Raw genomic sequence first — 23971 nt, 5'->3', positions numbered from 1 at the left:
CCTGTCAGTGCGCCTCAGTGAGACGCTTTTCAAAAAAGGCGCTGTATTCAGATTCGGAATAGTCCAGAACCACACCGCAGCGCGTAAAACCTGAATTCTCATAAAGTCGCCATGCCCCGGCAAAACCGGGACCAGTTCCCGTTTCGAGTACCAGACGGGTCACGCCCCTCGCCCTCGCCAGATCGACAATCGCATCGACCAGAACCGAGCCAACGCGCTTGCCGCGCACTTCCGGGAGGGTAAACATGCGCTTCACCTCGGCGATGCCATCTCCATGCATCTTCAAGGCACCGCAGCCGACAGCCTTGCCGTTTTCGTCGCGCGCTACAAAGACCGACGTATCCGGCCCCGCCATCTGCTCCACCGTCATCTTGAACTGGAATTCCAGCGGCGACAGCGGCAGGAGATGCGCATTCAGGCCGTCGACCAGCGCGCGCACATCGTCCTGCAAAGGGGTCTCGACTGAAACCCGAATGGCCATGACCTACTCCACGACCTTTGGGACGACGAAGAAATTGTCTTCCGTAACCGGTGCGTTGGCGACCACTGCGGCAGCAATGCCGCCATCGGTCACCTTGTCTTCGCGCATGCGCATGTCCATTGGCGTAACGGAAGTCATCGGCTCGATACCGTCGACATCGACTTCGTTCAATTGTTCGACAAAGCCCAGAATAGCATTGAGTTCGCCGGTCATGCGTTCGGCATCGTCGTCGCTGACAGCGATACGCGCCAGATGCGCGACGCGCTTGACGGTGGAAATATCGACGGACATCCTGTTCTCCGCAAATGCACTAACTTTGTACCCACGCACATCTTGTCCGAAAACCGCATTGCGTGTTCCGGGTTGTGCTTCAGATCGGGCGGCGACCCGCCACCCCTGAAAAGGTTTCCTACCGGCTATAACGGCGCGACTGTTGAAGCGCAACATTTCTTGCGCCTCAAAAGGCCTTTAGAAGCTGTGGACAGTTCCAGCCGGATCGGTCAGCACTTTTGTCTCGCGATGGTCTGCCATTCCTTCAGCGAACTTGTCCGCCGTCTGATCGATGATGGGGAACGAGCCGTAATGGCACGGCAGCACGGTTTTGAAATTGAAGTAACGCTGGCAGGCGAGAGCCGCAACCGCACCGCCCATCGTAAAGCGATCGCCAATGGGAACGATCCCGATCTCTGGCTGATGAAGCTCGTTGATAAGCCCCATATCGGAAAAGATATCCGTGTCTCCCATATGATAAAGCGTCGGCGCATCCTCGAAATGGAACACCAGACCGTTCGGATTGCCCAATGCCTGCGATACGCCGTTTTCCGTCAGCATTGCCGAGGAATGAAGTGCGTTGACGAATGTAATGGTAAAGCCGTCATGCGCCACCGTGCCGCCCGTATTGCCGGGATCGACCTTTTCCACGCCCTGACTGCCGAGCCAGCTTGCAAGATCGGCGTTGGCGATAACCGTCGCACCATGTTCCCTTGCAATTGCTACCGTATCGCCGACGTGATCGCCGTGGCCGTGCGTCAGCGCGATGTGGGTCACACCGCTGGTTACTTCCTTGAAATCTATGCCCTTCGCACCGGGATTTCCGTTGAGAAACGGATCGATGAGAATGACGGCCCTTGCAGTTTCAACGCGGAAGGCGGCGTGGCCAAGCCATGTAAGTTTCATAAACTCTCTCCTCAATCTGTGTTTCCGGCTCGATTTCCAGTTTGCGAACAGATATGACGCCAATAAAGTTGAAGGCAATAGAAACCACTTCAAAATCCGATGAGGACCGATGGCTGTCGTTGAAATCGAGGAAATTCCGGCGCTGCTTCAGCCCGGAAAGACCATTGCCGGACTGGACTTGGGAACCAAGACCATCGGCCTTGCGGTATCGGACCTCGGTCTTTCCTTCGCCCATCCGCGCCCGGTCATCAAACGGGTGAAGTTTTCGATCGACGCACAAGTGCTTCTGAAAGCTCTCGACGCCGACAAGGTCGGCGTTATCGTCATCGGTTTGCCTATGAATATGGATGGAACATCGGGTCCCCGCGTTCAGGCCACGCGGGCATTTGTGCGCACCATGCAGCCGCTCACCGACTTGCCCTTTGTGTTCTGGGACGAGCGCCTGTCGACGGTCGCCGCCGAACGGGCGCTTATCGGCATGGACGTCTCTCGAGGCAAGCGGGCCGAACGTATCGATTCGGCGGCCGCAGCTTTCATTCTTCAAGGGGCGCTCGACCGCCTGCACAGCATCAGGCGGTCGGTATCCGACGATTACGACGCCGGATAAAGCTGGTCGAGAATGCGTTCCGCATTGTGGCGTGCATCCAGCATGCCATAGGTCGACCGCCACTGTCCGCCGAGGCGGGTTTCAATGAATGCGTCAGCCACATCGTCGGCACCAAGCTGGCGCAGTTCTGCGGCGGCGGCGGCATAGGCCAATTGCTCGGTCAGAAGGCGTGCAACACCCGGATCGGTTTCAGTGAGCTGCAATGCAGCACGCAGCACATCAAGCGTTCCCTGCCCGCGCGGGCCAAGCTGTCCGCCGATCCACTCCAGTACTTCATCGAAAAGCGCCGGCGCGCGGGACAGCACACGCGCGACATCCAGCGCCATGACATTTCCGGACCCTTCCCAGATCGCGTTGACCGGCGCTTCGCGATAGGCGCGCGCAAGATTGCCTTCCTCGATATAGCCGTTGCCGCCAAGGCACTCCATTGCCTCATAGAGTAAGGCAGGCGCGATCTTGCAAACCCAGTATTTCACCACCGGCGTCATGCAGCGGGCAAACGCCGCCTCTGCGCGATCACTTGCAGCCATATCAAAGGCGCGTGCCAGCCGCATGGAAAGCGCGGTCGCGCCGGCGACATCGAGCGCCATATCGGCGAGTACACGCTGCATCAATGGCTGTTCGATAAGAGCCTTGCCAAACACCTGCCGGTGACGACTATGATGCACGGCTTCGGCGAGGCCAGATCGCATAAGTCCAGCCGATGCCACTGCGCAATCGAGCCGCGTCAGCGTGACCATATCCATGATGGTCTTGACGCCCTCGCCCGGATTACCGATCAGATGACCGACCGCGCCGTCAAATTCCACCTCCGATGAGGCGTTGGACTTGTTGCCGAGCTTGTCTTTCAATCGCTGGAAAAAGAACCCGTTCCCGCTTCCCTGCGAAGTGAGGCGCGGAAGCAGAAAACAGGAAAGACCGTCTTCTGCCTGCGCCAGCGTCAGGAACGCATCCGACATAGGAGCGGACATGAACCACTTGTGGCCAGTAATGGCATAGGTGCCGTCTTCGTTGCGGATGGCGCGGGTCGTATTGGCCCGCACATCGGTTCCGCCCTGCTTTTCGGTCATACCCATGCCAAGCGTAATGCCCTGTTTGGCAAATGCTGGCTTCTGCGAAAAATCGTACTTTCTTGAAAGAATGACCGGCGACCATTCCTTGTAAATTTCCGGCGAGGCCATGAGCGCGGCAAGCGATGCGCTCGTCATGGTCAGCGGGCAAAGATGCCCCGCCTCAAGCTGCGCCGTCAGGAAAAAGCGCGAGGCGCGTGCCTGATGACGGCGACCGGTTTCCAGCGGGTTGCCCTCCCAGATGGAACAATGCAGGCCAGCCGCGATAGAGCGGCGCATCAGCGCATGATAGGCTGGATGATATTCAACCAGGTCGATACGGTTGCCCTGCCGGTCATGGGTGCGCAATTTCGGCAGCTCGGTGTTGGCGAGACGCGCAAGGTCCTGTGCTTCAGCCGACATGACGAAACGGCCCGTCTGCTCCAGATCCGTATGCAGTTCCTTCGGGAAACGTGCCGCAATCTGCATCAGAAGCGGATCGCCCAGATAGGCATTGTTGCCCGTCATGGGCGGTGTCTGGTTGGTCACGTCGTGCGTTTTCAAAAGCTCGTTCCGTCTTGTGCGATTCAGTTCTATTTAGGGTTCTTGCATCGCATTTGCTAAAATTTTGCCATCCCGAACGCAATTTGTCGTCAGGACAGCACAGGTTTTTCTTGGTGAATCGCCCATAGCCATTATAAGGACGGTTGCGGGACCTGCCTCATGGTCCTATACGGGTGACTTGCCATGACAAATCAAACGGTCCCTCCGCTTTTCCCTCACCGCCACCTGCTGGGCATCAAGGGGCTTTCGCCCCTGGACATTCTCTGCCTTCTTGATCTCGCCGATCAGGAAATCGCTGTTTCCCGACAGCCCGAGAAGAAAAAGTCCGTGCTGCGAGGTCGCACGCAAATCAATCTCTTCTTTGAAGCATCGACACGAACGCAATCATCGTTTGAGCTGGCCGGAAAACGGCTCGGTGCGGACGTCATGAATATGTCGGTCGGTAATTCATCGGTCAAGAAAGGCGAAACGCTCATCGATACCGCGATGACGCTGAACGCCATGCAGCCGGATATACTGGTCATCCGTCACGCCTCGGCAGGCGCTGCCGCCCTGCTCGCGCAGAAAGTCGGCTGTTCGGTCGTCAACGCCGGTGATGGCGCGCATGAACATCCAACACAAGCACTTCTTGACGCTCTCACTATCCGCCGCGCCAAAGGCCAGATCGAAAATCTGATCGTCGCCATATGCGGCGATGTGCTGCATTCCCGCGTGGCACGCTCCAACATTCTTCTTCTCAATGCTCTTGGCGCGCGGGTGCGTGTCGTCGCGCCATCCACGCTCCTGCCCTCCGGCATGGCGGACATGAGCGTCGAGGTCTTCAACTCGATGGAAGAAGGCTTGAAGGACGCGGATGTCGTCATGATGCTGCGGCTTCAGCGTGAGCGCATGGCCGGTTCATTTGTGCCTTCGGTACGCGAATATTTCCGCTTCTATGGCCTCGACAAGGAAAAGCTGAAACACGCCAAGCCGGACGCCCTTGTCATGCATCCCGGCCCGATGAATCGCGGCGTTGAGATCGCATCTGACGTTGCCGACGGGCCGCAAAGCGTCATCCAGCAACAGGTTGAAATGGGGGTTGCCATGCGCATGGCCGTAATGGAAGCCCTGCTCGACCCGCGACGCAAGCTGGGCAATGGAGAAAATGCATGAGCGCGATCCTCTTTGAAAACGCGCGCATCGTCGATCCGTCGCGTGGTCTCGATGAAACCGGCAGCGTTTTGATCCGCGATGGAAAGATCGTTGCCGCCGGTGCCAACGCCCGCAATCAGGGTGCGCCGGAAGGTGCCGAAATCGTCGACCTGAACGGCAAGGCAGTGTTACCCGGCATGGTGGATGCGCGTGTCTTTATCGGTGAACCCGGCGCAGAACATCGCGAAACCATCGCCTCGGCAAGCCGTGCGGCAGCTGCGGGCGGCGTGACCTCCATCATCATGATGCCCGACACCGATCCGGTGATCGATGACGTGGCGCTCGTGGAATTCGTCAAGCGCACGGCACGCGATACGGCCGTCGTCAATGTGCATCCGGCAGCGGCGATCACCAAAGGCTTGCGCGGCGAAGAGATGACCGAAATCGGCCTCTTGCGCGATGCTGGTGCGGTTGCCTTCACGGAAGGCAGGCAGACCATCGCCAACACACAGCTCATGCGGCGCGCGCTGACCTATGCTCGCGATTTCAATGCCGTGATTGCCTGCGAAACGCGCGATCCTTATCTCGGCGCAAACGGCGTGATGAACGAAGGTCTGTTTGCAAGCTGGCTTGGACTTTCCGGCAGTCCCCGGGAAGCGGAAGTGATTCCGCTGGAGCGCGATCTGCGTCTGGCAGCGCTGACCAACAGCAACTATCACGCCGCACAGCTTTCCTGCGAAATGTCGGCGGAGGCCGTACGCCGCGCCAAGGATCTGGGCGCCAAGGTGACGGCAGGTGTATCGATCAACCATTTGTCGCTCAATGAGAATGACATTGGAGAATTCCGCACCTTCTTCCGTCTTTCCCCGCCCCTGCGCAGCGAACAGGACCGCCTTGCCATGGTCGAAGCCGTGAAAAACGGCACCATCGACATTGTCGTTTCGGCTCACGACCCGCAGGACGTCGATACCAAACGCCTGCCTTTCTCGGATGCCGAAGCCGGTGCCATCGGCCTCGAAACACTCCTGGGAGCTGCACTCCGCCTCTATCACAATGACAGCATTCCGCTCCTGCGGCTGGTGGAGGTTCTATCGACAGCTCCGGCGAAAATTTTCGGTCTGGATGCCGGTACGCTCAAACCGGGCGCCAAGGCCGATCTTGCCATTGTCGATCTGGAAGAACCATGGGTCGTGCGAGCGGAAGACCTGCACTCACTCTCAAAAAACAGCTGCTTTGAAAGTGCGCGTTTTCAAGGCCGCGTCGTCCACACATTAGTGGCCGGAAAGACCGTATATTCGGCTTGAAAAACACCGCATAACCCGGAACAATCAACCGAAAATTCCGGGTAGGCGGAATCAAGAAGCAGCAGGGGATGTTCATGGCCGAATCGGGATTTGTCAGCATGACGCTCGTAGGAGCGCTTGTCTTCGGCTATTTTCTGGGCTCGATTCCTTTTGGCCTGGTTCTGACCCGCCTTGCAGGGTTGGGTGATGTCAGGTCCATCGGCTCGGGCAACATCGGGGCGACGAATGTACTGCGCACCGGTAACAAGAAGCTTGCCGCAGCAACCCTGATCCTCGACGCCCTCAAAGGCACGGTCGCCGTTCTGATCGCTTCACGCTACGGGCCCGATGCCGCAATCGGCGCGGGCTTCGGTGCCTTCATCGGGCATCTTTTTCCGGTATGGATCGGCTTCAAGGGCGGTAAAGGCGTTGCCACCTATCTCGGTATCCTGATCGGTTTGGCATGGCCCGGCGCGCTCGTCTTCGCCGCCGTATGGATCGTAACCGCACTTCTCACGCGGTATTCTTCCCTTGCAGCGCTTGTCGCCAGCATCATTGTTCCAATCGCGCTTTACTTCCAGGGCAGTCCCGCAATCGCGGTCCTCTTCGCGATCATGACAGTCTTTGTCTTCTACAAACACAAGACGAATATAGGGCGCCTGATAAACGGCACCGAAAACAAGATCGGAGCCAAGGGGTGAAGGGAAGCGCGAATTCGAAAACTGGAATTCGCCTCTCCGACCGCCAGCGTCTCAACTGGCTGCGCCTCATCCGAACCGACAATATCGGCCCTGTCACGTTTCGCGACCTGATTCTGTTTTGCGGTTCAGCTTCAAGCGCGATAGAAATGCTGCCCGATCTCAACATCCGGGGCGGCAGCGCACGCCCCATCCGCGTCATGTCCATGGACGATGCAGAGCGCGAGCTTGAAACCATCGATCGAGCCGGTGCCCGCCTTGTTGGAATGGGCGAACCGGATTATCCGCCACAGCTGAAAAATTGTGAGGCCCCACCCCCGCTGGTCACGATTAAGGGAAACGCCGCTGTTTTCAACAAGCCTCCCGTTGCAATTGTCGGTTCCCGGAACGCCTCGGTAATTGGCGCGCGTTCCACCGAACGCTTGGCGAATGATCTTGGCGAAGCCGGGTTTGCTGTTATTTCCGGACTTGCCCGCGGCATCGATGCCGCTGCCCACCGCGCAAGCTTGAAGACAGGAACCGTCGCCGTGTTGGCAGGCGGGCTTGATCGCCCCTACCCACCCGAAAACCTGCCCCTTTATCGCGCCATACCGGAAGAGGGTGGCGTACTCATAAGCGAAATGCCGATGGGCGCGGAGCCTCGCTCGCGCGATTTTCCCCGTCGCAATCGCATCATTGCAGGGCTCTCGCTGGGATTGATCGTCGTCGAAGCTGCCGAACGATCCGGTTCGCTTATCAGCGCACGCATGGCCGGCGACATGGGGCGTACAGTATTCGCTGTGCCGGGCTCACCGCTCGATCCTCGTGCGCGCGGCACGAACCTGCTTCTCAAACAAGGCGCAACATTGGTAACGGAAGCAAACGACGTTATCGAGATGCTCCGGCCGCTGGCCGGTTCAAGTGCGTATCCAACGGATATGCCGACACAACCGGATCTTTTGTCTCCGGCCATGGAAGAACCAGAATCTTATCAACCGATTGCGACGGAGGAACAACGGGACATTGTTATTGATGCACTTGGCCCCGTGCCGACCGATATCGACACGCTGGTTCGCCATACGGGTCTGGATACCGGTGCTATCCAGCTCGTTCTTCTGGAGCTGGACCTGGCCGGGAGGCTGCACCGATATGCCCGTAATCAGGTCGCCCTTGTCCCTCTGGAATAGCCTCTTATGTCTTGGCTTCGTTGTGAAGTGCCTCTCGCGCTTCGACAAGAGCCATCTCGATCATATAGGACAGCAACAGATAATCTGTATTCTTTGCCATTAAATTGAGCTGCTCCAGCATCTGCTCGATATATGTCAGCGTCTCGTGCCGAGTCGCGCTCTGTACATCGTCATCGTCTTCCATATCTGGAAAACTCGTTGTATCACCCATACCTATCTCCCCGCGAGATAAATCGCTCTTTGTTTCATTTCATGCTACTACTGGTTACACTCAACTTAACAGCAATCTTAAGTTGTATTTCGTTATTTTTGTCGTCCTGCTCTTGACCAAACGCTGCCTGCTGTTCATGTGAAGGCAACGAATTTCTCGCGGAGAGGAGATATTTTGTCTCCATGGGACGCGAATCTGGGCTGCTTTAAATGAACGTCGTTGTTGTCGAATCGCCTGCCAAGGCAAAAACCATCAATAAATATCTTGGTTCGAACTATAAGGTTCTGGCCTCGTTCGGTCATGTGCGAGACTTGCCAGCTAAAGACGGCTCGGTTCGCCCCGATGAAGATTTTGCAATGTCGTGGGAGGTGGATAGCAATTCCTCCAAACGTCTTGCAGATATTGTCAAAGCGTTGAAAGACAGCGACGGCATCATTCTCGCAACCGATCCGGATCGCGAAGGTGAGGCCATTTCCTGGCATGTGCTCGAAGTACTGAACCAGAAGAAGGCGCTCAAAGGCAAGACGGTCAAGCGTGTGGCATTCAATGCCATTACCAAGAAAGCTGTTCTCGATGCCATTGCCAATCCACGCGATATTGATGAGCCTCTGGTTGACGCCTATCTGGCGCGCCGCGCACTGGACTATCTCGTCGGTTTCACGCTTTCGCCCGTGCTATGGCGCAAACTGCCGGGCGCGCGTTCGGCTGGCCGCGTTCAGTCAGTAGCGCTGCGTCTCGTCGCGGATCGCGAATCCGAGATCGAGCGCTTCATTCGGGAGGAGTACTGGAACATTGCCGCGCTGTTGAAGACACCGCGCAATGACAGTTTTACTGCCCGCCTGACGGCTGTTGACGGCAAGAAGCTCGGCAAGCTCGATATCAAGAATGGCGAACAGGCAACCGCCATTCGCACCATGCTTGAAGGCGCAAGCTTCAAGGCGCTGTCCGTTGAGGCAAAGCCGACCAAGCGCAATCCCGGACCGCCATTCACCACGTCAACCTTGCAGCAGGCGGCATCCGGCCAGCTCGGTTTCTCCGCATCGCGCACCATGCAGGTGGCGCAGCGGCTTTATGAAGGCGTCGATGTCGGTGGCGAAACTGCCGGCCTGATCACCTATATGCGTACCGACGGTGTGCAGATGGCGCCGGAAGCCATCAATGCGGCCCGCGATGCAATCGGCAAGAGCTTCGGCGCGAAATATGTGCCGGAAAAGCCTCGCTATTATTCCAGCAAGGCCAAGAACGCGCAGGAAGCGCACGAAGCCATCCGCCCGACGGATTTCTCCCGCCATCCGAAGGACGTGCGCCGCTATCTCGACGACGATCAGGCACGGCTTTATGAATTGATCTGGAAGCGCGCCATCGCAAGCCAGATGCAGGCCGCCGATATCGAGCGTACCACGGTCGACATCGAGGCGGTCAATGGCTCGCGTTCGGCCCTCCTGCGGGCCAATGGATCGGTCACCAGGTTCGATGGCTTTCTCGCTGCCTATATGGATCACCGCGAGGAAGAAGACGACGAGGAGGATAGCGCAAAGCTGCCGGAAATTCGTTCAGGCGAAGCCCTGGCACGCGAAAAGATCGATGCGACGCAGCATTCGACCGAGCCTCCCCCGCGCTATTCGGAAGCTTCGCTCATCAAGAAGATGGAAGAACTGGGCATCGGCCGTCCTTCGACCTATGCCGCCACGCTGGCCACGCTGCGTGACCGTGAATATATCACGATCGACAAGCGCAAGCTTATTCCAGAGCCCAAGGGGCGTCTGGTTACGGCCTTCCTCGAAAGCTTCTTCGAGCGTTATGTGGAATATGATTTCACGGCTGACCTTGAGGAAAAGCTCGATCTCATTTCCGACGGCAAGCTTTCGTGGAAAGATGTGCTGCGCGATTTCTGGCGCGATTTCTCCGGCTCCGTCGATGACATCAAGGAACTGCGCGTTACCAATGTTCTCGATGCGCTGAACGAAGAGCTGGCACCGCTGGTGTTTCCGGCGCGCGAAGACGGCAGTGACCCTCGCTCATGCCCGACCTGCGGCACGGGCACCCTGTCGTTGAAACTCGGTAAATACGGTGCTTTCGTCGGCTGTTCCAATTATCCGGAATGCAAATATACGCGCCAGCTCGGCGGTGACGCCAATGGCGAAGCCGCGGCTGCGGATGAACCGAAATCGCTCGGCAAAGATCCGTTCACCGGTGAGGAAATCACTGCACGGACAGGCCGTTTCGGCCCCTATGTCCAGCGCGGCGAAGGCAAGGAAGCCAAGCGCGCCAGCCTCCCGAAAGGCTGGACCGTCGATGCGCTCGATCATGAGAAAGCCGTTGCGCTTCTGTCGCTGCCGCGTGATATTGGTCAGCATCCCGAGACCGGCAAGATGATCTCCGCCGGGATTGGTCGCTATGGGCCCTATGTCAGCCACGATGGCACTTTCGCCAATCTGGAAAATGCCGAAGAGGTTTTCTCTGTCGGTCTTAACCGTGCGGTATCGGTTTTGGCCGACAAGCAATCGAAGGGTGGCGGTCGTGGCCGTTCTACTCCGGCAGCATTGGCGACGCTTGGCGACCATCCAGACGGCGGGTCAATCACTGTTCGCGACGGGCGCTATGGACCTTATGTCAATTGGGGTAAGGTCAACGCCACCTTGCCGAAGGGCAAGGACCCGGCGAGCGTTACGCTGGAAGAAGCACTGGCGCTGATTACGGAAAAAGCCGGCTCTTCCAAGAGCAAGAAAGCCCCTGCCCGCAAAGCTTCGGCCAGCACGGAAAAGAAAGCTGCTGCAAAGAAGCCTGCGGCCAAGAAAGCGCCAGCAAAAGCCAAGTCGACAGCCAAGCCGAAAGCCAAATCCAAGGCCGAGGCGGCAGAGGAGTAACAATTGGCACGCCGTTTTTCCAAATCCGATACCGGTCGTTCCGCGCGGACCGAACGGCGTGCAGCCAAAGCAAAATCCGCCGAGGGCAAGAGCGATCCCCACGCGTTTCTGCCGACCCGCGAAGAGGTTCTCAAATATATTGAGGAGAATCCCGACAGGGCGGGAAAGCGGGAACTGGCGAAAGCCTTCAACATCAAGGGCGATGCGCGGGTCTATCTGAAAGACCTTCTGCGCGAACTTTCTGACGAGGGCCTTGTTGAAAAACGCGCCCGCAGGCTATCTCGCCCCGGTGCGCTACCTGCCGTCACTGTGCTTGATATTACCGGACGCGACGAAGATGGCGGTTTGCTCGCACGCCCGTCGGAATGGGATGAAGCAGGTTATGGCAAGCCACCCGCCATCCTGATCCGCCGCACCCGGCTCAACAAAGCGTCTGAAGGCGGCCCGGCCGTCGGCGTTGGGGATCGCGTTCTAGCCAAAATATTCCGCAATGAAGATCGTGACGGGCCGGACTATACCGCGCGAGTGATGAAGCGTCTCGAGCACCGAACAAATGCGGTGCTCGGTATTGTGCGCAAGCTCGGCAATGGTGAATGGCGGCTTGACCCGGTAAACCGCAAGCAGCCGGAAGTGCAGCTCGATCCGGGCCATCTGGAAAATGCGGAAGCCGGTGATCTTGTTGAAGTCGACCTGATTTCCTCCCGGCGTCAGGGATTGCCGCGCGGCAAGGTTCGGCAGGTGGTAGGCTCGATCGACAGCGAAAAAGCCCTGTCGATGATTGCCATCCACGAGCATGAAATCCCGCATGTTTTCCCGGCTGAAGCGCTGAGCGAAGCAGAAGCTGCGACCGCAGCCACGATGGATGGCCGCGAAGACTGGCGCGATATTCCACTTCTCACCATCGATCCGGCGGATGCCAAGGATCATGATGATGCTGTTTACGCCGAGCCGGACCAGGACCCCGAGAATCCGGGAGGCCAGATCGTCATTGTGGCTATAGCGGACGTCGCCGCCTATGTCCGTCCCGATTCTGCGCTCGACCGCGAAGCCCAAAAACGCGGTAACTCGGTCTACTTCCCGGACCGCGTCGTGCCGATGCTGCCAGAGCGGATTTCAAACAATCTCTGTTCGCTTCGTGAACTGGAAGACCGCCCTGCCCTTGCGGTCCGTATGGTTTTTGCGGCCGACGGACGCAAGAAATCGCACAAATTTCACCGCATCATGATGAAATCGGCGGCGAAGCTGGCCTATTCGCAGGCGCAGGCCGCGATCGACGGTGCGCCGGATGACAAGACTTCGCCTATTCTCGACAGCATACTGAAACCGCTGTGGAACGCCTATGCCGTGCTGAAGCGGGGGCGTGACGCGCGCGAACCGCTGGAACTCGATCTGCCGGAAAAGAAAATCCTGCTCACGCCCGACGGCAAGGTCGACAAGGTCATCGTTCCCGAACGGCTCGATGCGCACAAGCTCATCGAAGAGTTCATGATTCAGGCGAACGTTGCCGCCGCTGAAACATTGGAAGCGCGCCGCCAGCCGCTTATTTTCCGCATTCACGACGCCCCAGCGCTTGCAAAGCAGGAAACCTTGCGTGAATTTCTGAGGACGCTGGACCTGAGCCTCGCCAAGGGAGCCGAGTTGCAGCCGGCGCAATTCAATCGGATTCTTGAGGCCGTCGAGGGCTCTGATCATCAGGAACTAGTCAACCAGGTGGTGTTGCGCACACAGAGCCAGGCAGAATATAACCCCGACAATATCGGGCATTTTGGCCTGCATTTGCGTCGCTATGCGCACTTCACCTCGCCGATCCGCCGCTACGCCGACCTTATCGTTCATCGCGCTCTGATCAAGGCCCTGAACCTCGGCAACGATGGCCTCACCGCCGATGAAGAAGCGCATCTGGAGGAAATCTCTGCGCTGATTTCCTCGACCGAGCGTCGCGCCATGCTGGCCGAACGCGAAACGGTGGATCGTCTTATCGCTCATTTCCTCGCCGCACATCTCGGTGATGAATATGAGGGACGCGTTACCGGGGTGACGAGAGCGGGCCTCTTCGTGAACCTTGCGACATATGGCGCAGACGGGCTGGTGCCCATTTCAACTTTGGGTCATGAATACTATCTATATGACGAAGCGAACCATGCGATTGCCGGTGAGCGGAGCGGCAAGGGCTTCCGTTTGGGCGATACAGTGACGGTTCGGCTTGTGGAAGCGCTCCCCGTGGCGGGTGCGCTTCGTTTTGAGATGGTTTCGGAACCGCATCCTCTGCCGATGGCGACCCGCTCGCATCACAAGGCAAGCCGGACGATGCGTGGACGAAGGGGTAAACCCGCGGGCATCCCGCGTCAGAAGAGAAGAGGTCGCTGATGAGCACGCTAGAGGCCAATTCCGCGCAGAATATACAGGTTTTCGGAGGGGAAAGCCCCAAGGCGGCCCACCCGAAACGCCCTTTGGGCGAAGCCATGTGGCGCGGATTTCGCGGACGTTGCCCGCATTGCGGTGAAGGAAAACTGTTCCGGGCCTTTGTGAAACCCGTGGCGCAATGTTCCGTGTGTGATGAAGACTACACAGAACAACGTGCTGACGATCTTCCTGCCTATCTGACCATCTTGATCGTAGGGCACGTGGTCGTGGGTGCCTTCATGGGCGTTGAAGCAACCACCAATCTTCCGCTTTGGGCTCATATGGCGATCTGGGGCCCCCTGACCGTGATCATGTCGCTGCTGCTTTTGCAGCCAATCAAAGGCGCAACCATCGGGCTGCAATGGGCGCTGTACATGCACGGTTTTGGAGGCAAGGGTGACGGCGAATATGGCGACGTGACCTAAACGTCACCGTGACCGCCATGGTTCAGCTTCCATCCTCGCCAATCAAAGCCGGAAAAGCTTTGCGGCCGCGTGACGCGGCATCGCTGCTGCTTGTCGACCGGTCGGGGGGCAAGCCGCGCATTCTCATGGGTCGACGCCACGCCAGCCTTGCCTTCATGCCGGGCAAATTCGTCTTTCCAGGCGGCCGGGCAGATCCGATAGATGGCGCTATCGGCGCGACAGCAGAACTGCACAACAATGATGTTGCCAAATTGCTTGCCGGCATGGGAGCCCGTGCGTCGCTGCGCCGCGCCCGGGCACTCGGCCTATGCGCCATCCGAGAGACTTTCGAGGAAACTGGCCTTCGCATAGGGCAAGCGGCATCGACACCGGTTACCTTGCCTGCACATAGCGACTGGTCGGCATTTTTCGACAATGGCATGATACCGGCGCTCAGCAGCCTGCGCTACTTTGCCCGCGCGGTTACGCCGCCAGACAATGTTCGCCGTTTCGATACCCGCTTTTTTATCGCCTTCCGCGATCATATACCGGAACTTGATGGACAACCGCTCGTTCCCAGTGGGGAACTGGAAGATCTGGACTGGGTTTCGATCGATCAAATCGACAGGTTCGATGTGGCCCATATCACCCAGGCAATCCTGAAAGAAGCGCGCGCGCTTCTGACAAATGCCGACTCTGAACTGCCCGCCACCTTGCCGGTGGTACAATATTGCAAGCGGCATGGCCGCTTTGTCCGCGAAGTGATCTGAACTCCATGAATCAAGAAATCCAATCCGCCGATCTTGTCCCGCAAGAACCAGGCGGCGGGCCGGCAGAGGGCCAGTTGCACTGGCGTTCGCTCGCTGCAGCCATCGCCACAATCAGCGCGGTTGGTGCAGCAATCGGCCTGGGCATTCCACTGTTGAGCGTTCTTCTGGAAAGCCGTGGCCATTCTGCTAGCCTGATTGGAGCCAATACCGCTGTTGCGGGCCTGGCCTCCATCGTTGCCGCCCCCCTTGCCGCGCCTATTGCCGCGCGGCTGGGTGTGGTCAAGGCGATTTTCCTTATGCTTGTCATTGGAAGCGGGGCATTTCTCGGCTTCCATTTCTTTCAACCCCTCTGGGCTTGGTTTGCGCTGCGCATCGTTCTGCATTTCGCGCTGACCGTCCTTTTCGTTCTGTCGGAATACTGGATCAACGCATCGGCGCCGCCTGAAAAACGTGGCCTGGTACTCGGCATCTACTCCACATCGCTTTCGCTGGGCTTTGCGCTCGGACCGTGGCTGTTCTCGAAGATCGGCAGTACGGGAGGACTGCCTTTCTATGTCGGCTTCGCCATCATCATGATCGCCCTCATACCGGTTGCGATCGCTTGGCGTGACAGCCCCGATTTCGAGGAAGGTGAACACGTCCCGTTTCTGCCCTTCATTTTTGCCGTACCGACAGCGACCATGGCCGTCTTCGTGTTCGGCGCTGTTGAAACCGGTGGCTTCGCCCTCTTTCCAGTCTTCGGCGCGCGTATAGGTTATCCTGAGGCCGATGCGGCCCTGCTGCTTACGATGATCGGGCTTGGCAATGTTCTGATGCAGATTCCGCTTGGCATTGTCAGCGACCGCATTTCAGACCGCCGCAAGCTTCTGCTTTTCTGCGCCACCACCGGCCTCATCGGCATGATCGCACTGCCCTATCTCATGCAGCACTGGTATCTCATGGCGGGTATCCTGTTCCTTTGGGGCGGCGTGGTGGCGGGCCTCTATACGATCGGCCTCGCGCATCTGGGTTCCGAACTGACGGGGCGGGAACTGGCGTCCGCCAATGCCGCCTTCGTGTTCTGCTATGCCATCGGCATGCTTGCCGGACCGCAGGCCGTCGGCGTTGGCATGGACATGATGGGCCCGAAGGGATTCCCGATGACTCTCGGTGTGTTTTTTGCCGCATATGCACTCTTTGCAGCAGGAAGGCTGCTTTTGCGGAAGAAGCGGGCTTGACTTTTCGCCGCCAATACGTAGTGTCGCGCCAAATTTCCGCTGCCGGATGAGATTACCGGAATCGCTGGAGGTTTCCATCCATTGAGCATGATCCCGAGAATTGGGAACCGGTTTTCGGCAAGATCATGCTCCGGCAAAGATACAGAGCAGGTAATTCGATATGGCCAAGGCTACGACGATCAAGATCAAGCTTTTGTCGACCGCTGACACCGGCTTCTTCTACGTAACGAAGAAGAACAGCCGCACGATGACGGAAAAGATGACAAAGACCAAGTACGACCCGATTGCGCGCAAGCACGTCGAGTTCAAGGAAACGAAGATCAAGTAATTCGTTTCAGGTCGTCATCGACAAGACGATTGAAATAGAAAGCCGTCTCCTTCGAGGCGGCTTTTTCGTTTTCTGCCCATGTTCAACTTTCAGGCAGCCGAGGAGACGATGCGATTTCGTCCTCCCTTTTTCGCCTGATAGAGCGCCGCATCAGTTCGCGAGAAAAGGGCTTCGGCGCTGTCCCCTATCAGCCTCAATCCGGCGATGCCCATGCTAACGGTCAAATTGACCTTGTGCTTGCCGTTGGCGACAGAAAAAGGCGCCTCCGATACGGCCGTCCGGATTCGCTCCGCGACGGCCCTTGCGGCCTCCACATCGCTGTCTGGAAGCACCACGACGAACTCCTCTCCGCCGTAGCGGCATAGAAGATCCATGCCGCGAATATTCTTGCGCAGGCGTGCCGCAAACTCGCGAAGGACATCGTCGCCCGCATCGTGCCCAAACTGGTCGTTGATCCGTTTGAAGTGATCGAAGTCGAGCATGATGACGGACAATGGCCGCTCGCGCCCCATGGCGCGTGTAAGCAGGACCGGCATATGCGTATCCAGATAGCGGCGATTATGCAGCCCCGTCAGGCTGTCCGTCACTGCCATGGTAATCGTGCGATTGAGGCTTTGCCGCAAGAGATCGTTATAGCACTTCCGTTTTATCTGCGTTCGCAAGCGTGCGAATAGCTCCAGCTTCTCAAGCGGACGCATGAGATAGTCGTTTACGCCCAGTTCCAGTGCGCGCACCACCAGCGCCCCTTCATCTTCCCGCACGACAAGAATGATCGGCACCAGCCGTGTGCGCTCGATAGTTCGCAACTGGGAGCATAGACGCAGCGGGTCATAGTAAGTGAAATTGGCTGAAACGACGATGCTGTCGTAATCGGTATCTATCGCCCGGATCAGGGCTGTGTTCGCATCGCTGGCCACGTCCACGCGATAAGTCTCTCCAAGAATGAGACGAAGGCGCGCGGCCGCCAGTTCATCCTCATCGACGATGAGAATGCGAGCCACCTCATCCTTATCGGCATAATTCCCGCCCATCTTGCTTGCCAGCAGCGTCTCCACCTCTGCGTCCGCTACGGTGCCCGTTCGCTGGAAGAGCTCGTCAGAGACGAGTTTCAGCCGCGCCAGGCTCTTTACGCGCGACATAAGCTGAAGATCGCTGACGGGCTTGGACAGAAAGTCGTCGGCACCAGCTTCGAGACCGCGGATCTTGTCCTCCGCACCATCAAGCGACGTTACGACGACAACAGGGATGTTGGATGTGCGGGGATCGTCCTTCAAACGACGGCAGACTTCAAAACCGTCCATGTCCGGCATTAATATGTCGAGCAGGACGACATCAATCTGTCCGCCCAGACAAATCTCTATGGCCTCCGGCCCGCTGTGGGCCGTAACGACCTCGTAATATTCGGAGAGCAGCCTGGCTTCGAGGAGCTTTACATTGGAATCCACATCGTCAACGACGAGAATTCTTGCAGTCATGATGCCCCCGCCCTGATTTCCGCTAAGCGTCGCCCATATAGGATTTGATTGTTTCTATAAAGCGGGGCACCGAAATCGGCTTGGATATATAGGCTTCGCAGCCGCCCTGCCGTATACGCTCCTCGTCGCCTTTCATGGCAAATGCCGTTACGGCGATCACCGGAATATGCCGCAACTCATCATCGTCCTTCAGCCATTTCGTGACTTCCAGCCCCGATACCTCCGGAAGCTGTATGTCCATCAGAATCAGGTCGGGTCGATGCTCTCGCGCAAGGTCCAGCGCCTCAAGCCCGTTTCTCGTACGGATGGTCTCGTATCCGCTGGCTTCGATTAGATCGCGAAACAACTTCATATTGAGTTCGTTGTCTTCGACAATCATTACGCTTTTCGGCATCGAATATTCCTTGGTCTTATTCCCTGCAGCAAACCGGCATTTTCTCGATCTTCTTATCTGACAATGGACCGAAATAGACCACTAGAAAGTTCTCCACTTTCAGACCACGATCAGTTTAACCTCATTTCATTGATGAAAGGCAAATAATTCCATTGTTCCTCGACGGAGCGGCAGCTACACATTCGGCCAGACAACGAAAAAAGCGGAGAAACCACATGAAAACGCTGATGAGTCAGGCGGATGCGGAAGCGATCGCTATTGAAGCTTTAGCGTGGCTGGCGCAAGACAAGGACCTGCTGCCTCGCTTTCTCGCCCTGACCGGCATCGAAGCGACGTCCATCCGGCAGGCCGCGCTTGAGCCCGGCTTTCTCGCGGGAGTACTGCAATTTTTCCTGTCTCATGAACCGACACTGTTGCGCTACTGCGAGGAAGCAGGACGAGATCCGGCAACAATAGACAAAGCCCTCACGCACCTGCCTGGCGGTCTGAACCAGCACCTCTAGGAGTGTGCTCAACCACCGCATGACAAAGCCCGGCAAAGCCGGGCTTTCTTATTGATCATTCAGCAGCAGGAGTTGCTGTAGCAACCTCGACTTCATTCGAAACCGACAACACGTTCAATTCGTGCTGCTTGCCATCGCGCGCCGTCCAGGAGATTGACTGGCCCGGTGCAAGGCCAATCAACGCGGTGCCGATTGGCGTGAGTATGGAAATCTTTCCCTGCGCAATGTCCGCTTCGCCAGGATATACGAGCGTCACCCGGCGCTGCTGTCCGTCATTGGAGCGAAACTCGACAGTAGAGCCCATGTGGATCACATCCTGCGGCAAGCGCTTTGCAGGCACGACTTTTGCACGGTCGAGCTCGGCCATCAGTTCCTCGGCAATCTCCTCGAGACGTTCCGAAACATTGGTGGCCAACCCCATCAGGCGTTCATAGTCGATTTCGCTGACGACGATATTGGGCTTCTTGCGATTCTTTCCGCTCATGGCGAGTGCTCACTGCTGTTGAAAGGTAATAAATCTCCGTGCTGTTATGCACGAAGCTGTTCAGATTGATTTTGGAGAAAGCGCTTATTCGAAATCCGCTTTGGACAAGCGGCGTACCGTCCCCCGGAGTTCCCCTGCGCTAGGCAGAACTCGAGGGTAGCTATCCCGTGATCGGATGAACCCGATGGAGTATGGATGCAAAACGGTTGTTCATGGCACTAAACTTGGTGATATTCCCGGCAATGTCAAGTGTAAGAACCTGCAGGACCTATATGCCGGTGGCGCTTCAGCCTTTCGATGCTATAAAAGGATGTTCCTTTTATGTTCATCAGACGGTTCGTCCTCATGGCTGACACCACTGCCCCTAACAGTCCGGAAAAAGGTGTATGCCGCGATTGCCTTGCGCCGCAAAAGACGGATACAGGCAGGCGTTGCCATGCATGCGGCAGTCCGCGTCTTCTTCGCCATCGCGAGCTTTACAGGCTCTCCCTCGCCCATATTGATTGCGATGCATTTTACGCCTCGGTCGAAAAGCGCGACAATCCGGAGTTACGGGACAAACCCCTCATCATCGGCGGGGGGAAGCGCGGCGTCGTATCGACTGCCTGCTATCTCGCCCGTATTCATGGTGTGCGGTCCGCCATGCCCATGTTCAAGGCGTTGGAAGCCTGTCCGGACGCAGTTGTCATCAAACCCAATATGGAAAAATACGTGCGCGTCGGTCGCGACGTACGGCAGATGATGCGTGACCTGACGCCCCTCGTCGAGCCACTCTCTATCGATGAGGCATTCCTGGATTTGAGCGGCACCGAGCGACTGCACAAAGCGCCGCCCGCAATCGTTCTGGCGCGCTTTGCCAAAAGGGTTGAGGACGAAATAGGCATCTCCGCCTCAATAGGACTTTCCTACTGCAAATTTCTGGCCAAGGTTGCATCAGACATCGAAAAGCCCCGCGGTTTTTCTGTTATCGGCGAAGCGGAGGCATTAACCTTTCTGCGGGACCGATCGGTCAGCACGATCTGGGGCGTCGGCAAGGCCTTTGCAGCCAAACTGGAAAGTGACGGAATCCGATCCATTGGCCAACTCCAGACGATGGAGGAAGGAACGCTCATGAAAGCCTATGGCACCATGGGCCAGCGTCTGTACCGACTGTCGCGAGGACAGGATAGCCGCAAGGTCGAGCCTGATCACGACATGAAAAGCGTCTCGGCCGAGACGACCTTCAACAACGACCTGTCGGACGCAAATGATCTCGTTCCGGTGCTTCGCGCACTTGCCGAAAAAGTATCCCGGCGACTAAAAGCTGGTGACATAGCCGGACGCACCGTCGTCCTGAAGCTGAAAACCCGCGATTTCAAATTGCGTACCCGCAATCGCCAGCTTTCCGACCCCACCCAACTTGCAGATAGAATCTTTCGCCATGGATTGCAGCTTCTTGAAAAAGAGCTGGATGGAACGAAATTTCGTCTGCTTGGAATTGGCGTTAGCGAACTTTCTTCAAGCGACCGGGCCGATCCGCCCGATCTTGTGGACACACAGGCCACCAAACGCGCCGTCGCCGAGAATGCCATCGACCGGTTGAGGAACAAGTTCGGGGTGAGTGTTGTCGAAACAGGCTATACTTTCTCCAAGGGTAATCTGGCCCGCCCGCAAATGCCACCAGACAGAGATGAACAGCCTTGAGTTTTCTCGTCGTGGAAACCCATGGAGAAATTTTCTACATTTGCCTCTAACGGCTTGACGAGACCGGTCTGTATCAATATTGGAACGGACCAAGGCAATGCCAAGTGATTTGGCAACGGCTTTACGGAAGGCCTCGTGGCGGAGTGGTTACGCAGAGGACTGCAAATCCTTGCACCCCGGTTCGATTCCGGGCGAGGCCTCCAAATTTTCTCAAATAAAATCAATAATTTGTCTAGATTGCTATTGATATCGGAGCAGATAGCCTTATTGCGCCATTCTGCAAATTGATTCCCTTGAATTACAAGGGTTTACAAAAAGGTCTGGCAAATCCACCCAACACATCTGATTCCGTTTGTTATGATAAACAAGCAAGGTAGCGGAACGCCAGCCCGATAAACTCACAGGCATGCTCTGTGAGCCGCCCGTCTCAAACATCTCCCCGATTGTTCGTGGCGTTACGCCGGAGAGAGCTTTATAGCCCGGCGCAGTTTGGCTCGTAGATATCAAGCCTTTCGATAACGATTCCATTGATTGCTGGCACTAGAAGGACCTCGCGACCACAATGCGTCGGCACCCCGATACGAGCGTTGACGGTTACATAGCGTCGGATTCGGATCGGTGCCGGAAAATTCGCTTTTTCCGGCACCGATATCCAGCTCTTTTCAAATTCGCTACGGCTTAGTGACATCTGACAGTCACCTCCATTGCTAGACGGCTCACTTCACAGTGACGTGGGAAAGCCGACCGTTTTCAAACTGAAAAGTCGCGGTGCACGCAGGGCCAAAACCAGCTCCTGTCCATGGCGAGATATTGAGAACATAGTCGCTGTCTTCGCCATTATATCCCTTTTCAAAGGCAACAGGAACCGAGTCGATGGTCCCAAATGATCGAATGACCTGGCATCCGCTTCCTTCTTCAAGCCAGTTGTCGGGCCCCTTGGCATTTACGACTTGTCCGTTCTCTATCCTGAAATATACGCCCGGCTGATAGCAGGACAGCGATCCGGCCGTGCCGTTCACAACGTAAAAATTCGTACCCGGCAAATGATTCATATCCTGTATTGTATCGGTGTTGCCTATTATCTGTTCGACCAATTCGCTCGGTAACGAGACAGGTGGCGTCCCGGCTTTAGCCCATTCCACCAGTTTTTCCGGCGTAACATCCTCGACAGTCGTCGTGGCTCCGGTAATGCCGGTGGACGCCGTCGCGACCAACTGGGCGAGAACATCCGGGGTCTTGGTGCTGACTTTGCCGTTGCGATGCAGGTTTCGATACTGCATTTCAACGGTTTGGCATAGTCGTGTCAGATCCTGCGCCAGCCCCAGATTAGTGGCTGAAAGCAGACCGGCAACACCGATCACCCAAAAAAGAATCTTCATCTCAATCTTTACTCCCTGTCGGCGCTTCCCCGTTGAACAGCCTTTCATACATTTTTTTGTCATTCCGTTCTCAAACTCATTTGGTATTTCAAGTTTCGTTCGATTTCCCAAGATTTTTTTATGCAGCGCGGACCTGCGAGCCCCAGTGTCAAACCCCGCCATTCCTAGCCAACCAAACCGCTCAGCGAAACCCTCAGTCGTCACCCAAACCTGCGGTTGATTGAAATCAACTTCATCGCTGGCTTCTTATGGTAGAGTGGCATCTCTTTATCATAATGGAACTCAACGTGGCCCATCCCCTTCTCATCGATAAAGTAGCCACAGCAATTGAACAATGTGGCTGGGAAACTGTCGACATTCTGCAAATGAATAACGTGATGGCGAGAGCAACCATCGCCGCCATTTACGACGTTCTTGTTGATCACGCTCAACAATCAAACAGAGAAGACGTTATCGAGTGGCTTATCGCCAGTCCAATCGGAAATAAGAACTCGCAACGATAAGCGAGATTAATACAAGACTTTTAAATCCTCCGCCGGGCCTCTGCTGGTGACAAGAAGCCTGTGGCAGAGTTATCCGACCGCTGTCAGATCGAGTACTTTCCCAGTATACGACACCGTGAGGGTCATTTACGGCCGCGCTGCTGTTCAACACACTTCCTTGCGTCCTGCCCCGGAACACACTGATCCTTTTTGGAGTTCAGAAGTCGATCCTGTTTCTGCGATTCGGACGCTTTAGGTACGTCAACGCTGTCAGGATCAGACGGCGGCCGTCCCGGTGCCGGCGGCGGGTTGCCCGGCACTTCGGGTTCCTGTGTGCCTGACTGTGTCGGCATCCCCGATTCCTGGGCGAAAGACACACTCGAAAAGCTTAACAGTAGCGCCATAAGGACTGAAAGTTTCATTTTTTCACTCCGACAGTTGGACCAATAGTAGGTTCAACGAAATTCGGAGTGACAATGTTCCTCACCTGAAGCGGTTGGACGCTCGCTACCACTATGTCTAGAAAGTCAAAGGAACGCCAAGTTCCTTTTCACACAGGGTCAAATCCTCGGAAAATTTCGTCAGCAAAGGATCGTAGTCTGGTTCATCAGTGCTGTCGCTTTTAACGTACTCGGATATTGTCTGCGAAACCTTCATGAGGGAGCCAGCAGCGACGTCACAACTTACGAATGCCTTATACTCAGCGGAGCTTGCATCCGCGTCTGCGGCTTGTCGCCAGTCAGACTGAGCACGTGCGACGGGAGTCGTCACCTTTTCTTCCATCGCGACGCCCAGCTCCCTGGATCGCCCATCGGAACTCTCGCCCAGTTCGATATAAGTCATCATCCCCGAAACGACGGCTTTATGAAGCGTCAACGCATCTTCTTTCGCACCAGCAAAAGCCGGAGATACGGAAACCAAGGCTAAATTCATAACAATAAAACTGGATGCCAAACGCATAAATCACTCCCGAACAATGTAGCGCTCGAACTTATACCGATGAGCGGAACCAAGCGCAAATCGGCCGCCTGCTCAGGCATTTTTAGTGGGACGCGCATACTGGTTATCGAAACAGATAACAGCTTAGCTATGGGCAACCTTATAGCGCAAGGCTGACATGTCAGGTTTATGACGTGCCGCTCAATCTTCCTTAACAGAGTCGTTTGAGCATACGAGTGAGATGGGTTCAGCGAAGCTCAAGGCCTTATGATTATGG

Annotated in this window: 24 protein-coding genes and 1 tRNA gene; 15 read left to right on the top strand and 10 right to left on the bottom strand. The window is 56.5% G+C overall.

The genetic code is table 11. The features are described 5' to 3' along the window. Nucleotides 1-4: 4 nt before the first annotated feature. From ACS5UA_RS08905 to ACS5UA_RS08895, 3 genes are all read right to left on the bottom strand, one after another. A complete protein-coding gene (locus ACS5UA_RS08905) occupies nucleotides 5-481 on the bottom strand; it encodes a GNAT family N-acetyltransferase (protein WP_075041896.1) in 477 nt (158 codons plus the stop codon). A 3-nt stretch (nucleotides 482-484) separates the two neighbouring features. Then, nucleotides 485-772: an Asp-tRNA(Asn)/Glu-tRNA(Gln) amidotransferase subunit GatC gene (gene gatC, locus ACS5UA_RS08900; RefSeq protein ID WP_006471389.1), complete on the bottom strand. Its 288-nt coding sequence runs from the start codon at nucleotides 770-772 to the stop codon at nucleotides 485-487. Nucleotides 773-949: 177 nt separating this feature from the next. Continuing rightward, entirely contained in the window at nucleotides 950-1657 is a 708-nt protein-coding gene (locus ACS5UA_RS08895; RefSeq protein WP_006471390.1) for a metal-dependent hydrolase, read from the bottom strand. A gap of 109 nt (nucleotides 1658-1766) precedes the next feature. On the opposite strand from ACS5UA_RS08895, the gene ruvX reads away from it, so the two are divergent. After that, complete coding sequence (gene ruvX / locus ACS5UA_RS08890; RefSeq protein WP_006468933.1) at nucleotides 1767-2264, top strand: Holliday junction resolvase RuvX; 498 nt, start codon at nucleotides 1767-1769, stop codon at nucleotides 2262-2264. Here ruvX and ACS5UA_RS08885 read toward each other — a convergent pair. Beyond that, nucleotides 2249-3877 carry an acyl-CoA dehydrogenase family protein gene (locus tag ACS5UA_RS08885; protein WP_031346952.1) on the bottom strand — a complete coding sequence of 543 codons (1629 nt, stop codon included), beginning with the start codon at nucleotides 3875-3877 and terminating at the stop codon, nucleotides 2249-2251. The two genes, ruvX and ACS5UA_RS08885, sit on opposite strands and share 16 nt — an antisense overlap. Nucleotides 3878-4060: 183 nt before the next feature. Here ACS5UA_RS08885 and ACS5UA_RS08880 point away from each other — a divergent pair, with 183 nt between their 5' ends. The 4 genes from ACS5UA_RS08880 (at nucleotide 4061) to dprA (ending at nucleotide 8155) form a co-directional block, all read left to right on the top strand. Continuing rightward, nucleotides 4061-5029: an aspartate carbamoyltransferase catalytic subunit gene (locus ACS5UA_RS08880; RefSeq protein WP_443101262.1), complete on the top strand. Its 969-nt coding sequence runs from the start codon at nucleotides 4061-4063 to the stop codon at nucleotides 5027-5029. Further along, nucleotides 5026-6312, top strand: coding sequence for a dihydroorotase (locus ACS5UA_RS08875; RefSeq protein WP_006468935.1), 1287 nt, complete (start codon nucleotides 5026-5028; stop codon nucleotides 6310-6312). The genes ACS5UA_RS08880 and ACS5UA_RS08875 overlap by 4 nt, the downstream gene beginning before the upstream one ends. 74 nt (nucleotides 6313-6386) lie before the next feature. After that, nucleotides 6387-6992 carry a glycerol-3-phosphate 1-O-acyltransferase PlsY gene (gene plsY, locus ACS5UA_RS08870; protein ID WP_006471392.1) on the top strand — a complete coding sequence of 202 codons (606 nt, stop codon included), beginning with the start codon at nucleotides 6387-6389 and terminating at the stop codon, nucleotides 6990-6992. Next, on the top strand, nucleotides 6989-8155 hold the full coding sequence (dprA, locus tag ACS5UA_RS08865; protein ID WP_443101261.1) for a DNA-processing protein DprA: 1167 nt from the start codon (nucleotides 6989-6991) through the stop codon (nucleotides 8153-8155). Before plsY ends, dprA begins: the two co-directional genes overlap by 4 nt. A 4-nt stretch (nucleotides 8156-8159) precedes the next feature. Here dprA and ACS5UA_RS08860 read toward each other — a convergent pair whose 3' ends face one another. Beyond that, on the bottom strand, nucleotides 8160-8366 hold the full coding sequence (locus ACS5UA_RS08860; RefSeq protein WP_006468937.1) for a hypothetical protein: 207 nt from the start codon (nucleotides 8364-8366) through the stop codon (nucleotides 8160-8162). Nucleotides 8367-8575: 209 nt separating this feature from the next. On the opposite strand from ACS5UA_RS08860, the gene topA reads away from it, so the two are divergent. From topA to rpmG, 6 genes are all read left to right on the top strand, one after another. Continuing rightward, the gene (gene topA, locus ACS5UA_RS08855; protein ID WP_063621057.1) at nucleotides 8576-11233 is read left to right on the top strand and encodes a type I DNA topoisomerase; all 2658 of its coding nucleotides are present in this window, start codon (nucleotides 8576-8578) and stop codon (nucleotides 11231-11233) included. A gap of 3 nt (nucleotides 11234-11236) precedes the next feature. Then, nucleotides 11237-13600 carry a ribonuclease R gene (gene rnr, locus ACS5UA_RS08850; RefSeq protein WP_006468940.1) on the top strand — a complete coding sequence of 788 codons (2364 nt, stop codon included), beginning with the start codon at nucleotides 11237-11239 and terminating at the stop codon, nucleotides 13598-13600. Further along, nucleotides 13600-14061, top strand: a complete 462-nt coding sequence (locus ACS5UA_RS08845; protein ID WP_006468941.1) for a DUF983 domain-containing protein — start codon at nucleotides 13600-13602, stop codon at nucleotides 14059-14061. The genes rnr and ACS5UA_RS08845 overlap by 1 nt, the downstream gene beginning before the upstream one ends. Nucleotides 14062-14078: 17 nt before the next feature. Continuing rightward, nucleotides 14079-14810, top strand: coding sequence for an NUDIX hydrolase (locus ACS5UA_RS08840; RefSeq protein WP_021587248.1), 732 nt, complete (start codon nucleotides 14079-14081; stop codon nucleotides 14808-14810). A 74-nt stretch (nucleotides 14811-14884) separates the two neighbouring features. Next, complete coding sequence (locus ACS5UA_RS08835) at nucleotides 14885-16027, top strand: MFS transporter (RefSeq protein WP_006471394.1); 1143 nt, start codon at nucleotides 14885-14887, stop codon at nucleotides 16025-16027. A 160-nt stretch (nucleotides 16028-16187) separates the two neighbouring features. Beyond that, entirely contained in the window at nucleotides 16188-16355 is a 168-nt protein-coding gene (gene rpmG / locus ACS5UA_RS08830; RefSeq protein ID WP_002966024.1) for a 50S ribosomal protein L33, read from the top strand. A gap of 89 nt (nucleotides 16356-16444) precedes the next feature. Here the strand turns inward: rpmG and ACS5UA_RS08825 are convergent, their stop codons facing one another. Continuing rightward, nucleotides 16445-17830: a PleD family two-component system response regulator gene (locus tag ACS5UA_RS08825; RefSeq protein ID WP_241083955.1), complete on the bottom strand. Its 1386-nt coding sequence runs from the start codon at nucleotides 17828-17830 to the stop codon at nucleotides 16445-16447. Between the two features lie 22 nt (nucleotides 17831-17852). Beyond that, complete coding sequence (locus tag ACS5UA_RS08820; RefSeq protein ID WP_006468945.1) at nucleotides 17853-18224, bottom strand: response regulator; 372 nt, start codon at nucleotides 18222-18224, stop codon at nucleotides 17853-17855. A 215-nt stretch (nucleotides 18225-18439) separates the two neighbouring features. On the opposite strand from ACS5UA_RS08820, the gene ACS5UA_RS08815 reads away from it, so the two are divergent. Further along, a complete protein-coding gene (locus tag ACS5UA_RS08815; RefSeq protein WP_006471395.1) occupies nucleotides 18440-18727 on the top strand; it encodes a DUF3572 domain-containing protein in 288 nt (95 codons plus the stop codon). Between the two features lie 55 nt (nucleotides 18728-18782). Here the strand turns inward: ACS5UA_RS08815 and rnk are convergent, their stop codons facing one another. Beyond that, nucleotides 18783-19211: a nucleoside diphosphate kinase regulator gene (gene rnk, locus ACS5UA_RS08810; protein WP_021587251.1), complete on the bottom strand. Its 429-nt coding sequence runs from the start codon at nucleotides 19209-19211 to the stop codon at nucleotides 18783-18785. A gap of 345 nt (nucleotides 19212-19556) precedes the next feature. Between rnk and ACS5UA_RS08805 the strand changes: the two genes are divergently transcribed. Then, nucleotides 19557-20894 (top strand): DNA polymerase IV, encoded by a 1338-nt coding sequence (locus ACS5UA_RS08805; protein ID WP_031346955.1) that lies wholly within the window; start codon nucleotides 19557-19559, stop codon nucleotides 20892-20894. 129 nt (nucleotides 20895-21023) lie between these two features. Continuing rightward, a tRNA-Cys gene (locus ACS5UA_RS08800) sits at nucleotides 21024-21097 on the top strand. A 513-nt stretch (nucleotides 21098-21610) separates the two neighbouring features. Here ACS5UA_RS08800 and ACS5UA_RS08795 read toward each other — a convergent pair. Beyond that, nucleotides 21611-22273 (bottom strand): hypothetical protein, encoded by a 663-nt coding sequence (locus ACS5UA_RS08795; RefSeq protein ID WP_006471397.1) that lies wholly within the window; start codon nucleotides 22271-22273, stop codon nucleotides 21611-21613. A gap of 287 nt (nucleotides 22274-22560) precedes the next feature. Between ACS5UA_RS08795 and ACS5UA_RS08790 the strand changes: the two genes are divergently transcribed. Beyond that, nucleotides 22561-22776, top strand: a complete 216-nt coding sequence (locus tag ACS5UA_RS08790; RefSeq protein ID WP_128005852.1) for a hypothetical protein — start codon at nucleotides 22561-22563, stop codon at nucleotides 22774-22776. Between the two features lie 498 nt (nucleotides 22777-23274). On the opposite strand, the gene ACS5UA_RS08785 is transcribed toward ACS5UA_RS08790, so the two are convergent. Then, on the bottom strand, nucleotides 23275-23715 hold the full coding sequence (locus ACS5UA_RS08785; protein WP_006468951.1) for a hypothetical protein: 441 nt from the start codon (nucleotides 23713-23715) through the stop codon (nucleotides 23275-23277). Between the last annotated feature and the right edge of the window lie 256 nt (nucleotides 23716-23971).

This window comes from Brucella sp. RRSP16, from assembly GCF_052246815.1.
GTDB lineage: Bacteria > Pseudomonadota > Alphaproteobacteria > Rhizobiales > Rhizobiaceae > Brucella > Brucella intermedia.
Note: the sequence above shows the minus strand (reverse complement) of the source record. Positions and strands in the feature narration are given on the sequence as shown.

Excerpts from the sequence above, each read along its gene's own strand:
- ACS5UA_RS08905 (WP_075041896.1), bottom strand. The coding sequence starts at position 481 with ATGGCCATTCGGGTTTCAGTCGAGACCCCTTTGCAGGACGATGTGCGC.
- gatC (WP_006471389.1), bottom strand. The coding sequence starts at position 772 with ATGTCCGTCGATATTTCCACCGTCAAGCGCGTCGCGCATCTGGCGCGT.
- ACS5UA_RS08895 (WP_006471390.1), bottom strand. The coding sequence starts at position 1,657 with ATGAAACTTACATGGCTTGGCCACGCCGCCTTCCGCGTTGAAACTGCA.
- ruvX (WP_006468933.1), top strand. The coding sequence starts at position 1,767 with ATGGCTGTCGTTGAAATCGAGGAAATTCCGGCGCTGCTTCAGCCCGGA.
- ACS5UA_RS08880 (WP_443101262.1), top strand. The coding sequence starts at position 4,061 with ATGACAAATCAAACGGTCCCTCCGCTTTTCCCTCACCGCCACCTGCTG.
- ACS5UA_RS08875 (WP_006468935.1), top strand. The coding sequence starts at position 5,026 with ATGAGCGCGATCCTCTTTGAAAACGCGCGCATCGTCGATCCGTCGCGT.
- plsY (WP_006471392.1), top strand. The coding sequence starts at position 6,387 with ATGGCCGAATCGGGATTTGTCAGCATGACGCTCGTAGGAGCGCTTGTC.
- ACS5UA_RS08860 (WP_006468937.1), bottom strand. The coding sequence starts at position 8,366 with ATGGGTGATACAACGAGTTTTCCAGATATGGAAGACGATGACGATGTA.
- topA (WP_063621057.1), top strand. The coding sequence starts at position 8,576 with ATGAACGTCGTTGTTGTCGAATCGCCTGCCAAGGCAAAAACCATCAAT.
- ACS5UA_RS08845 (WP_006468941.1), top strand. The coding sequence starts at position 13,600 with ATGAGCACGCTAGAGGCCAATTCCGCGCAGAATATACAGGTTTTCGGA.
- ACS5UA_RS08840 (WP_021587248.1), top strand. The coding sequence starts at position 14,079 with ATGGTTCAGCTTCCATCCTCGCCAATCAAAGCCGGAAAAGCTTTGCGG.
- rpmG (WP_002966024.1), top strand. The coding sequence starts at position 16,188 with ATGGCCAAGGCTACGACGATCAAGATCAAGCTTTTGTCGACCGCTGAC.
- ACS5UA_RS08825 (WP_241083955.1), bottom strand. The coding sequence starts at position 17,830 with ATGACTGCAAGAATTCTCGTCGTTGACGATGTGGATTCCAATGTAAAG.
- ACS5UA_RS08820 (WP_006468945.1), bottom strand. The coding sequence starts at position 18,224 with ATGCCGAAAAGCGTAATGATTGTCGAAGACAACGAACTCAATATGAAG.
- ACS5UA_RS08815 (WP_006471395.1), top strand. The coding sequence starts at position 18,440 with ATGAAAACGCTGATGAGTCAGGCGGATGCGGAAGCGATCGCTATTGAA.
- rnk (WP_021587251.1), bottom strand. The coding sequence starts at position 19,211 with ATGAGCGGAAAGAATCGCAAGAAGCCCAATATCGTCGTCAGCGAAATC.
- ACS5UA_RS08805 (WP_031346955.1), top strand. The coding sequence starts at position 19,557 with ATGGCTGACACCACTGCCCCTAACAGTCCGGAAAAAGGTGTATGCCGC.
- ACS5UA_RS08795 (WP_006471397.1), bottom strand. The coding sequence starts at position 22,273 with ATGAAGATTCTTTTTTGGGTGATCGGTGTTGCCGGTCTGCTTTCAGCC.
- ACS5UA_RS08785 (WP_006468951.1), bottom strand. The coding sequence starts at position 23,715 with ATGCGTTTGGCATCCAGTTTTATTGTTATGAATTTAGCCTTGGTTTCC.